Below are 11,965 nucleotides of genomic sequence, written 5' to 3'. Positions count from 1 at the left end.
CTGAAAAAGAGCGGACGGGCCTTGCGGCTGTCGTCCCTCTTTTTCCAAATTACAGAGGACCCAAAGGAGAGCGGACTTCATGACAGATTGGAAAAGCAAGGTACTCCAGGAGATCGAGGAACAACAGGACCAATTGCTGGAGCTGTGCTCGCAGCTGATCCGTTTCCCTTCCGAGAACCCTCCGGGGGATTCGCGTGAAATCAGTGCGTTCATTATTGATTATCTGAAGCAGGCAGGAATAGATACCGAGGTGCATCCGGCGACTGAAACGATGCTGAACCTCGTCTCCACCTTGAAAACCGGGGCCGCAGCGCCTTCCGGTAAAAAATTGATCTTCTGCGGACACACGGATGTGGTTCCCGCCGGTGACCTGTCGCGCTGGGATTTCGATCCGTTCAGCGGCGACATTGTGGACGGCTATATGCTGGGAAGAGGCGCCTCCGATATGAAGGCCGGACTGGCCGGACTCATCTTCGCCATGGGGTTGCTGTCCAAGCTTGGCGTGCCGCTGAGCGGAGATTTGGCTCTGCTGGTTGTGCCGGATGAAGAGACCGGCGGCCATCTTGGCGTGCCGTGGGTGCTGGAACGCGGGCTGGTCACAGGAACGGCTGCGGTTATTGCCGAGCCATCCGGTCCGCTGAATCCGACGATCGGCCAGAAGGGCAGCTGCTGGTTCGAATTCACGGTGGAAGGCACGCCGGGACACGGCAGCCTCTCCCCGGTGGTGGGGGACAGTGCGATTGTCAAAGCGGCCAAGGGGATTGAAGCCCTGCAGCGGCTGTGGGATATCAAGCCCGACATTCCGGAGGAAGTGAAGGAGATCATCCGCATTTCGCAGGATTATGTGAAGGAGCGGGAGCAGGACGGCTCTATTGCCTACCAGGTGTTTGACCACGTGACCGTCAACATCGGAACGATTCAGGGCGGAACCAAGGTGAACGTTGTGGCGGACCGCTGTACGGTGCAGGTGGATTCGCGGGTGCCTTTTGGCGTCGATTACCGCGATGTGCTGGACCGCGCGCGTTCGCTGCTGCTTGAAGCAGGCATCGAATCCGAGGTCAAAGGCTTCGGCTTCCAGGGCAACGCCAACTGGACTTCTACGGAAGAACCCATCGTCAGCGATCTGGTGGAGAGCATCTGTGAGGTGAGCGGAGAGGAAGCCTACGGGGTACTGCAATGGGCCTCCAGCGATGCGCGCCATTTCCGCACCCACCAGATTCCCGTGCTGCAATACGGCCCGGCCGAGCTGTCCACCATCCACAATTTCAATGAAAAAGCACCGGTCTGGCAGATCATCCAGTCTGCCAAGGTCTATGCGCTGACAGCGCTGAAGTACCTTGGTGTGGAAGAAAGCGGAAAGTAAAGGGCGCTGACAAATTTTACGCTGAAAATCTGAGCGGAATTGATGTTACGATTAGAGTCTGTATATCCTTTTCAAGTTCAGGCCGAGACACGAACATAATATTTACCGCCGGGAGGGATAAAGATGACAGAACTGCTTGAAGTATCCGGGCTCTGCACCGAATTCACAACGGCTGCGGGTACCATCCGTGCGGTTGACGGCATCAGCCTGTCCGTGCGCAAAGGGGAGACGCTGGGCATTGTCGGCGAATCCGGCTGCGGCAAAAGCATCACCTCGCTGTCGATTATGCAGCTGCTGCCGAAGCGGATCAGCCGGATTGCCGCCGGGCAGATCCGTTTTGAAGGCAAGAACATGCTGGAGATGCCGGTGAAGGAAGTGCGCAATATCCGGGGTAACCGGATTGCGATGATTTTTCAGGAGCCGATGACCTCGCTGAATCCGGTATTCAAAATCGGCCGCCAGATTTCCGAATCGGCCCGGTTTCATCTGAAGCTGGGCAAGAAGGAAGCGGAGGAGCGTGCGGTCGAAATGCTGCGCAAGGTCGGGATTCCCCGTCCGGAAAAAATTGCCCAGCAGTATGCCCACCAGTTATCCGGCGGGATGCGCCAGCGTGTCATGATTGCCATGGCGATGGTCTGCAGTCCGCAGCTGCTGATTGCCGATGAGCCGACGACGGCGCTGGACGTGACGATCCAGGCGCAAATTCTGGATCTGATGCGCGAGCTGCAGCAGACCGAGGGCATGTCCATCCTGATGATTACGCATGATCTTGGTGTAGTCGCGGAAATGTGCGACCGGGTTGTGATTATGTATGCGGGCCAGATTGTCGAGGAGGCGGAGGTGGCGGCGCTGTTCGGCTCGCCGCTGCATCCTTACACCCGAGGGCTGCTGGCCTCGCTGCCCCAGCTTGCCGGGGACAGCGGCCGTCTGTCCTCGATTCCGGGCCAAGTGCCGAATCCGGCCGATCTGCCGGCCGGCTGCCGGTTCGCTCCCCGCTGTCCGATGGTGTTTGACCGCTGCTGGACGGAACGCCCGGAGCTGCTGGAAGCCCGGCCCGGACACAGCTGCCGTTGTCTGCTGCAGCAGGGGGAGGAGGTATCATGAGCGCAATTCTGGAAGTCCGCAATCTGAAGAAGCATTATCCGGTCCGCAAGGGCTTTTTCGCCAAGCAGGTCGGCGCTGTAAAAGCGGTGGACGGCATTACATTATCCGTGGAGCAAGGGGAAACCCTGGCCGTGGTAGGCGAATCCGGCTGCGGCAAGTCCACCACCGGCCGGGCGATTCTGCGGCTGATAGAGCCGACAGAAGGCGAAATCCTGTTCGGCGGCACGGATGTCCGCAGTCTGGACACCGAGCAGCTGCGGCGTTTCCGCACCCATATGCAGATGGTATTCCAGGACCCGTATGCCTCGCTGGACCCGCGCTGGACGGTGCAGCGGATTCTGGAGGAGCCGCTGCGGACGCATGAAGCGGCGAAGAACAGCGAGCTGAAAAGCCGCGTCGAGCAGCTGATGGAGGTCGTGGGCCTGTCGCCCTACCAGGCGCACCGCTTCCCGCATGAGTTCTCCGGCGGCCAGCGGCAGCGGATCGGGATTGCCCGTGCGCTGGCCCTGAACCCCAAGTTCATCGTCTGCGATGAACCGGTCTCCGCACTGGATGTGTCCATCCAGGCACAGGTGCTTAATCTGATGCAGGATCTGCAGGAGCAATACGGCCTGACCTACATGTTCATCTCCCATGACCTGTCTGTCGTGAAGTTCATCAGCGACCGGGTCGCGGTGATGTATCTGGGACGCATCGTCGAGCTGGCGCCAACCAGGGAGCTGTTCGCGCAGCCGCTGCATCCATACACGCAGGCGTTGATGTCCGCAGTGCCGGTGCCTGCCCCGGGGCTCAAAAAATCACGGATCGTGCTGACCGGCGATGTGCCAAACCCGGAGACTCCCCCGGCCGGCTGCGCCTTCCATCCGCGCTGTCCCTTTGCCATGGACAAATGCCGCAAGGACGAGCCTGTGCTGCGCGAGCAGGATTCGGGGCACCAGGTCTCGTGCCATTTGTACTAGCAGTAAGTTGAAAGAGTAAGGGCCACCCGGAAGCGGGTGGCCCTTACGGCTTTAGAGAGGGAAGCCGGTCTGCGGCACACTGCCTTTGGTATCGCCAAGAGTACCTTTGATATGGCCAAATCCGGCTCCGGGCCGGGAATCAAGGGTAAAAGTACCTCTGATCTTGCCCAGAGTGGGGTCCGGGCCGGGAATCAAAGGTAGAAGTGCTTTTAATTCCGCGGCTGGCGGGGCAAAAGGTGAAATCAAGGGTAAAAGTACCTCTGATCTTGCCCAGAGTGGGGTCCGGGCCGGGAATCAAAGGTAGAAGTGCTTTTGATTCCGCGGCTGGCGGGGCAAAAGGTGAAATCAAGGGTAAAAGTACCTCTGATTTCGCCCAAAGTGGGGTCCGGGCCGGGAATCAAAGGTAAAAGTGCTTTTAATTCCTTGGCTGGCGGGGTAAAAGGTGAAATCAAGGGTAAAAGTACCTCTGATTTCGCCCAAAGTGGGCTCCGGGCCGGGAATCAAAGGTAAAAGTGCTTTTAATTCCTTGGCTGGCGGGGCAAAAGGTGAAATCAAGGGTAAAAGTACCTTCAATTTCGCCCAAAGTGTTGGATTGCCCGGATATAACGGCAGAAATGCCGTTGTTGAGGCTCGCCCGGGAGGATTGCCCGGAAATAACGGCAGAAATGCCGTTGTTGAGGCTCGCCCGGGAGGATTGCCCGGAAATAACGGCAAAAATGCCGTTGTTGAGGCTCGCCCGGGAGGATTGCCCGGAAATAACGGCAAAAATGCCGTTGTTGAAGCTCGCCCGGGTAGATTGCCGGAAATAACGGTAAAAATGCCGTTATTGAGGCTCGCCCGGGCCAGATTGCCCGAAATAACGGCAGAAATGCCGTTGTTGGAGCTCGCCCGGGAGGATTGCCCGGAAATAACGGCAGAAATGCCGTTGTTGAGGCTCGCCCGGGCCAGATTGCCCGAAATAACGGCAGAAATGCCGTTGTTGAAGCTCGCCCGGCAGGATTGCTTCGGAGCAGGCTGCTAGTAGCTACAGCAATCGCAAAAGTTCCTCCCCCATGTTACCAAGGGGCTATAATAAAGCCAAACGGCTTACACAGCAGAGGCACAAGTTCTTCCAACGTCTCTTGAAAGGGAGACGTTTCCCAATGGCCTTTGTGGAGCAAGACAAGAGTGAATGGACCAAAACACTTTTATTTACCTTTTTTTCCTTTAGAAGTGTGGTGATTTTGTCGTGGCTTATGGCCGGGTAGGGGTTTCTACTCGCTGTTGTAGCCGGATTTTTTGAATTTTGTAACCCCCTATAGGGGGAAATCCGGCTACAAAGGCGACTGCTACCGCTGTTTGGCTCCCTATCGGCTCTCCGGTCACTTTTTCACCATGCTTTTAGGGGCTCTAAAAGTGGGGGAAGAACTTACGGGATGTTGTATTAGGTCAACATTCCTATAAAAAACCGCCATTACAGTGCTATTTCTACCATTCCAGCGAACCCTGCAATTGGCGGTTTTTGCATGGGGGCCGGTCCGCTTTTGATCTGCGACTTCTGATTCATTTATGACAATTTAGTAACTTTAAAATTGAAATGAAATGTAAACTCCCCTATAATTACATTAAATATAAAACTGAACTGGGAGGAGATGGAACTCATTGTGAATAAACGGCGTGAGCTGTGGATTGACGCGGCGAAGGGTTTCAGTATTATTTTTGTGGTCATGGGACACTCCGGCGATGCGGCGGCCAACCATTATCTGTCCTGGTTCCGAATGCCGCTGTTCTTTATGCTTAGCGGGCTGGTCTTCAAGCCGGTGGATCCGGACCGGTATCTCGGCTGGGCAGCCAAACGGACGAAAGGGCTGATGACACCTTATGCGGCCTACGGAATCCTGATTGCCTCCGTGCTGCTGCTGTTCACCTTCAATATCAAAGGATTTGCCGAAAATATCGCCAGACTGCTCTATGGGGGGCTGTCGCTGACCGGTCCGTATGGTGTGTTCTGGTTCATAACTTGTCTGCTTTTTACACAACTGCTGTTCGGTTTCATTGTGCGCTACTCCATGAGAACGCAGCTCCTCCTGATTGCCGCCGCTTATTCTCTATCCCACCTGATCTCCCTCACTTCGCTCCATAACTATAACCTTCCCTGGAACATCGACGTTTCATTATTGGCGGTGACTTATTATGCCGTCGGCTACTATGGCAAAAAAGCGATTCCCGCGCTGATCAGCCGCCGGATTGCCCTGCCGTTGTTGCTGCCGCTGTGTGCAGGGGTGTTTGCACTGGAGCGTACCGGACTTATTCATTACAGCCTGAACATGAAATACAAGGAATACAATGCCTTGCTGCTCGACCTCATTATTCCGCTGCTGATCTCCCTGACCATTTGCGCGGGAGTGTACTGGCTGTCGAAGGTGCTTCCGCTGCAATGGCTGGGCAATTTGGGCCGCAATACGATTGCCATCATGTACCTCCACCTGCCGGTGAATTATGCGCTGAAATATCTGCTCGGCACAGACTACGGCCTGGTGCCCTTCACGGTAATCGGCGTCGGCGTCCCGCTTCTCGCAGCCCTGTGGATCAGCCGGTTCCCGCTGCTCTCCAGACTGTATCTTGGTCATAATGGGGGCAGCCGCCCTGCCGTCAGCTACAGTGAACGCGCCGCAGTACGGAACGGAGTCTCGGCCGGAGACTAAACTGAGGAAATGAAGCGTGAGGCAATATAGAGCGCTTCAATTCAACCCCTACCCTCACCACCGCAATTATGCGGCCCGCGCAAGCCAGGTTCCCGTTGATTCCGCGGCAGCGGAATCAACGGCTTGGCTGCGTTTTTTTTACGCACATATGGAATAATTTTCACCCTTTCTGACCAGACTGGAACACAGTACCTGTGAAATAAAGGTTAATGTTCAGGAGGGGAACCATGTGAGAAAAATGCGTTATGTACTGCTTGTGCTGTGTGTTGCTGCTTCGGTTCTGGGAGCGGCCTCAGGCGCACATGCAGAGGAAAAAGCCAAAGCCAAGGACACCGGCAAGAACGCCGCCGCTGTGGATCTGGCACCCGGAGCACGCTCCGCCATTCTGATGGATGCGAACACCGGAACCGTGATCTATGAGAAGAACAGCCACGAAAAGCTGCCTCCGGCAAGCATCACGAAAATTATGACGATGCTGCTGACCGTCGAAGCGCTGGACGAAGGCAGACTGCAATTGACCGACAAGGTGCGGACGAGTGAATATGCCGCCTCCATGGGCGGGTCGCAGATTTTTCTGGAGCCTGGAGAAGAAATGACGGTGGATGAAATGCTCAAGGGCATCGCGATGGCCTCGGGCAATGACGCTTCTGTGGCGATGGCCGAGAAATTGGCCGGGTCGGAGAGCGCTTTTGTTGATCAGATGAACAAGAAGGCCGAAGAGCTTGGCCTGAAGGACACGCATTTTGCCAACTGCAACGGTCTGCCGGCCGAGAATCACTATTCCTCCGCCCACGACATTGCCGTCATCAGCCAGGAGCTGCTGAAGCATGAACGGATTATCAAGTACACCGGCTCCTATCAGGATTACCTGCGCAAGGATTCGACCAAGCCGTTCTGGCTGGTGAATACGAACAAGCTGGTGCGCTTTTATACAGGGGCTGACGGTCTGAAGACGGGCTATACGTCCGAAGCCAAGTTCTGCCTCTCCGCGACTGCGGCCAGAGACGGACTGCGTGCCGTTGCGGTTGTGCTGGGTGAACCGAATACCAAAACGCGCAACAGCGAGGTGTCGGCAATGTTCGACTATCTCTTTAACGGGTATAAGGTCCACACGATACACCAAGAGGGAGAAGCCATCGGCACCGTGAAGATTGAAAAAGGCGTGAAGACCCAGCTCCCTCTGACCGCCAAGGAAACCTACAGCGTGCTTTTGAAAAAAGGTGTCACCCAGGAAGGCATCCGCCATGAGCTTGTCGTGCCGGAAAGCATAAAAGCCCCTGTGGCCGCAGGACAGACGGTGGGCAAGCTGGTCGTCTATCAGGGTACCAATGTCCTTAAGGAATATGAGCTGAAGGCAGACGCGGATGTGCCGAAGGCGGGCTGGTGGAAGCTGTTCAAACGGACCACAGGCTCTATGTTCCGGATTGATTAATTTCTTGTTTTTTGTAGATTGGCCTCAGGCTTTCTGTAGATTCGTAGGAGTTTTCTTCTAGTTTTGTCGCGAGGCAGGATTATAGAATTCCGGCGTAGAAAACCTTGTCCTTGTAGGGGAAAGAACTGTTGTACAGGACGGGTTCTGAAAGCAACGAAGAGGAGAGTGGCAAGCATGAATTCTCATGTGGAGATGGAGCATCACCGGGGTGTGCTGATTGTCCGGCTGTCTGGAGAGCTGGACCATCACGCAGCCGAGTATGTACGTATGGATATGGATGATGCGATTATGCGGGGACAGGTCGAGCATCTGATTCTCAGCCTGAAGGAACTCCAGTTCATGGACAGCTCAGGCTTAGGCGTTATTCTCGGCCGGTACAAGCTAATCCGCAGCAAAGGCGGTAAAATGGTCGTCTGTGATGCCACCGCACCTGTAAAAAGGCTGCTGGAAATGTCGGGCTTGTTCAAAATCATGCCCCTATATGACGACGAGAGCGCTGCACTCTCGGATTTGGAGGTTGCGTTATGACAAAGAGTGAAGCGGGTAACTTCATGAGCGTCCAGTTCGCCGCATTGTCGGAGAACGAATCGTTCGCACGCGTGGTGGTGGCGGCTTTTGTCTCCCGGCTCGATCCTACGATGGAGGAGCTGAATGATCTGAAGACGGTTGTGTCCGAGGCGGTCACCAACTGCATCATCCACGGATATGACAGCAACCCTGAGGGAATTGTCAGCATTTCTGCCTCCATTGAATTTGAAACGGTCCATCTCACCATTGAGGACCAGGGCCGGGGCATTGATGATTTGGAGCTGGCCCAGCAGCCGCTCTACACCTCCAAGCCGGAGCTGGAGCGTTCGGGTATGGGGTTTACGATTATGGAAAATTTCATGGATGAATTCGAAGTGACAAGTGAACCGGGGCGCGGTACCTCCATTTCAATGAAGAAAACCATCGTCTCGAAAAAAGCTTTATACAATTAGGGGTTGGAGCCATGGATGCAGAGTCAAAAAAAGCTCCGCCGACCTATTTGGACGATGCGGAGGTCAAACGTCTGATTGCACTCAGTCAAGCCGGAGATAACCTGGCCCGCGATACGCTGGTCAACTGCAATATTCGCCTCGTCTGGTCGGTGGTGCAGCGGTTTATGAACCGCGGTTATGAGCCTGACGATTTATTCCAGATTGGCTGTATCGGACTGCTGAAGTCCGTTGACAAATTCGACCTCAGCTATGAGGTCAAATTCTCCACCTATGCCGTACCGATGATTATCGGCGAAATCCAGCGGTTCCTGCGCGACGACGGGACCCTCAAGGTTAGCCGCTCGCTGAAGGAGATGGCCAACAAGGTCCGCAAAATGAAGGACGAAATGTCCAAAACGCTGGACCGCCTGCCGACCATCGGTGAAGTTGCGGAGGCGCTGGGGGTAACCCCTGAAGAAATCGTGTTCGCCCAGGAGGCCAACAAGCCGCCGACCTCGATCCACGAGACCGTCTTCGAGAACGACGGCGATCCGATCACACTGATCGACCAGATCGCCGACGAGACGCAGGAGCGCTGGTTTGACAAGCTCGCGCTGAACGAGGCCATCGGGGCCTTAACCGAGCGCGAGCGCCTGATCGTCTACCTGCGCTACTACCGCGACCAGACCCAATCCGAAGTCGCCAGCCGCCTCGGCATTTCGCAGGTCCAGGTATCGAGGCTGGAGAAGAAGATCCTCGCGAACATCCGCGAGCAGATTGCACAGTAGGGCAGGCTGTCAGGATAGAGGCAGGCAGGGGACAGGCAGGAAGCTTAGGTGCAAGAGGCAAGGAGTTATGAGCCGGGAAGAGCAAGTTCAAACAACAAGCAAATTGCAGGAGCCGGGATTTTAAGTGTGGGCAGTGAATGTGACGGGTGAAATGAAGGTTTGGAGCAGAAGGCCGCCTCGGGAGGGGCGGTTTTTTGATGTGCTATCTTTTAGCTTATTTTAAGCTGGATTACATGAATCGACAAAAGTAGATATTAATACTCTTTATTCTACCTATAGAAAATATTGGAACTCTAAAATATACTATGATACATAGCTATCCAAAATTGAAAAACATTAAATTAAGGGAGAAAATTATGAAAAAATCATCTAAGAGTTCACTGATTTTCATAACGTTTTTAATTACAATTCCAATTTTTCTGTCAAGCATGGATATTCCCGACACATTTGCATATTCAACAACGTCCGTTAGTCAGGCAACCTATGTCCCAGCAGTAGAAACGCCGCCCTTGAATAAAATCGAAAAGCTTCCAAGTTCACTTTACTCCACTGCTCAAAGCTCAACCGATACATACGTAGCTTCAACGGGCTTTAGTTCTCAGCAGGGACTCAATCAGTGGTACTATCAGCAATGGAACGGCAGCTCATATAGCAATATGACATGGGACTCGACTTACGGACGCTGGAAAGGCACTCCTGCATACACGTTGGTAATGAGCAACGGACAGCATCCAGACGCACAAGATTCGGTGAGAAAATGGTTATCGCCTAAAGCTGGAATCATCCATATTACAGGTGTTGTTAAAAAGGGGGATATCTCCTACGGAGATGGTGTGTTGGTTAAAGTAATGAAAAATCAAGAGCAATTATGGCCTGCATCTGGCTGGCAAAGTATTCAATACAACGACAGTACTGGATATGAGCTGAACGTGACAACATCCGTAAGCAGTGGGGACAGTATCTATTTCATCGTCAACAAAAATGTAACGACCTACGCAGATACTACAGCATGGGACCCTGTCATTACGTATGTGAATAATTCCACGACTTATTCTTATGAATATAACGCGCGGGCAGACTAACGAAAATGATTTCCCCTGACGGCAAGGTTACTGCATTTAGCTATGACAAAAATGGAAGTTTGCTGAAAAAAATAGTTCAGCCCTAGCACATATTTTAAACGAATAGACACGTTTGATCAGAAGACAAGAATACCTACCCACCCCTAAGGAGAGATCTGCTTGAAGCGTAAACCTATTATAACTAAACTCGTCCTCATCTTCCTGGCATTATGCCTGCTTACACCGGAGTATGCAGTGAATGTACTGGCCGCACCGGATACGGAACAAGCGGCTGCTGCTGCAAAGTCTGGTGCGAATCAAACCGAACTTGTACAACCCTCGCCCGCTCCCGGGAATCTGGGCGACGTACAGAAAGGCCAGGGACAGCCGACACCGACACCCACACCGGCGCCGGATCCGTATGCAACGCCGGGACCCGGAGAGTCCCCTTCCGCCCTAAGAGACGGGGACCGCGTCCAATCCTGGGAGAGCCCCCTGCTTACAGCCACAGAAGCCGCCTATGCAGGGGAAGCGGCTTTGGACCCTTGGACCGAGACGATGAAGCAGGTCAAAGCCAAATATTTGCTGACGACAATGGATCAATCGCTGCAAGGCGATCCTATCCTGACGGAAGAGCAAGTGAGAGCCCTCCTGATGAAAGGGGCCTCCTATGCGGACGTGTACGAGCTTGCCTTTCTCAGCCGGGAAGTCAGCCGTGAGCCCTTGGCATTGCTAGAACTGAAGCAGCAGGGAGCGTACACCTGGGATGAACTGCGGGCGCAGTTGAGCCCTGCACAAGCCAACGTGACCGATGAGGTCTACGGAGAAGATTCAGCGAATGGAGATATTTCAAAAACCCGCAGCTCCTCTGCCCGCTCCCTGGTTACGGGCAGCGTGTATGAAGAACTGCCTGTGGAGGCGGGCGAAAGCTTGGCTGTTACCGCTGCCTATGCGCTGGATGCGGTAGTCAACAGTGTCATTGAAGATGATGATACGATGCGGGTGATTAATCAGACCGCCAAAGTGCAATATTCGGACCGGAATGGAGACAGTGAACTGATCGACCCGGCTTCAGGTGCACTCACCTGGAAATCGAACCAGATCAGCCTGCCGGGCAGGGACGGACTGGATCTGAACATCGGGGTCATGTACAACTCCAATCTGTCCAGCCCGACCACACCGGGACCCAACGGCCGAGAATATTATAACTATTACAATAACCGGTTTGAGCTGGGGAACGGCTGGACCTTCAGATTTCCGTCCTTGGAGTATCAGAAGGGCTTTTACTACCACGATGGAGAAGGAGCCCGTTACTCCCTGCAATATGATTCCACCAAGCCGCTGGAAGAGTACACTCATCTGGCGGGCTACAAAGGCAAAGATAAACGCATGTTGTACGGGGGGAACTTCAGAAGCGGGAACTATACTTCGGAGCGCTACATCGAATACAGCGATCAGCGCAGAGAGTATTTCGGCGGTGCGGATTCAAACTACTCCTTGCTTGGAATGAGCGACCGGTACGGGAATACGATTACCTTCCATTACACCCCGCGTAAAATTTATACAGGGGACACGTATCTGATCCTTTCATCGATTACCGACAGCGTAGGCCGAA

The 11,965-nt window shown here is 54.1% G+C and carries 10 protein-coding genes and 1 pseudogene; all 11 read left to right on the top strand.

All coding sequences use genetic code 11. The features are described from left to right. Window positions 1-79 precede the first annotated feature (79 nt). Window positions 80-1,363 carry a M20 family metallopeptidase gene (locus HYD27_RS10185; RefSeq protein WP_219214484.1) on the top strand — a complete coding sequence of 428 codons (1,284 nt, stop codon included), beginning with the start codon at window positions 80-82 and terminating at the stop codon, window positions 1,361-1,363. Between the two features lie 123 nt (window positions 1,364-1,486). Beyond that, window positions 1,487-2,467 carry an ABC transporter ATP-binding protein gene (locus HYD27_RS10180; protein ID WP_219214483.1) on the top strand — a complete coding sequence of 327 codons (981 nt, stop codon included), beginning with the start codon at window positions 1,487-1,489 and terminating at the stop codon, window positions 2,465-2,467. Next, window positions 2,464-3,426: an ABC transporter ATP-binding protein gene (locus HYD27_RS10175; RefSeq protein WP_219214468.1), complete on the top strand. Its 963-nt coding sequence runs from the start codon at window positions 2,464-2,466 to the stop codon at window positions 3,424-3,426. Before HYD27_RS10180 ends, HYD27_RS10175 begins: the two co-directional genes overlap by 4 nt. Before the next feature lie 442 nt (window positions 3,427-3,868). Further along, window positions 3,869-4,447 (top strand): hypothetical protein, encoded by a 579-nt coding sequence (locus HYD27_RS10170; protein WP_219214465.1) that lies wholly within the window; start codon window positions 3,869-3,871, stop codon window positions 4,445-4,447. Window positions 4,448-5,069: 622 nt separating this feature from the next. Next, window positions 5,070-6,110 (top strand): acyltransferase family protein, encoded by a 1,041-nt coding sequence (locus HYD27_RS10165; protein WP_219214462.1) that lies wholly within the window; start codon window positions 5,070-5,072, stop codon window positions 6,108-6,110. Window positions 6,111-6,348: 238 nt separating this feature from the next. Further along, complete coding sequence (locus HYD27_RS10160) at window positions 6,349-7,542, top strand: D-alanyl-D-alanine carboxypeptidase family protein (RefSeq protein ID WP_220101583.1); 1,194 nt, start codon at window positions 6,349-6,351, stop codon at window positions 7,540-7,542. A gap of 174 nt (window positions 7,543-7,716) precedes the next feature. Next, the gene (spoIIAA, locus tag HYD27_RS10155; protein WP_219214458.1) at window positions 7,717-8,070 is read left to right on the top strand and encodes an anti-sigma F factor antagonist; all 354 of its coding nucleotides are present in this window, start codon (window positions 7,717-7,719) and stop codon (window positions 8,068-8,070) included. Next, a complete protein-coding gene (gene spoIIAB, locus HYD27_RS10150; protein ID WP_219214455.1) occupies window positions 8,067-8,522 on the top strand; it encodes an anti-sigma F factor in 456 nt (151 codons plus the stop codon). Before spoIIAA ends, spoIIAB begins: the two co-directional genes overlap by 4 nt. An 11-nt stretch (window positions 8,523-8,533) precedes the next feature. After that, the gene (sigF, locus tag HYD27_RS10145) at window positions 8,534-9,289 is read left to right on the top strand and encodes an RNA polymerase sporulation sigma factor SigF (RefSeq protein WP_074113799.1); all 756 of its coding nucleotides are present in this window, start codon (window positions 8,534-8,536) and stop codon (window positions 9,287-9,289) included. Between the two features lie 356 nt (window positions 9,290-9,645). Beyond that, window positions 9,646-10,371 carry a hypothetical protein gene (locus tag HYD27_RS10140; RefSeq protein ID WP_219214452.1) on the top strand — a complete coding sequence of 242 codons (726 nt, stop codon included), beginning with the start codon at window positions 9,646-9,648 and terminating at the stop codon, window positions 10,369-10,371. 159 nt (window positions 10,372-10,530) lie between these two features. Then, a pseudogene (locus tag HYD27_RS10130) lies at window positions 10,531-11,965 on the top strand (hypothetical protein); the annotation flags it as partial.

The organism is Paenibacillus sp. S150 (assembly GCF_019352175.1).
In the GTDB taxonomy this organism is placed as follows: Bacteria; Bacillota; Bacilli; order Paenibacillales; family Paenibacillaceae; genus Paenibacillus_AQ.
This window is presented reverse-complemented; position numbering and strand designations above follow the sequence as displayed.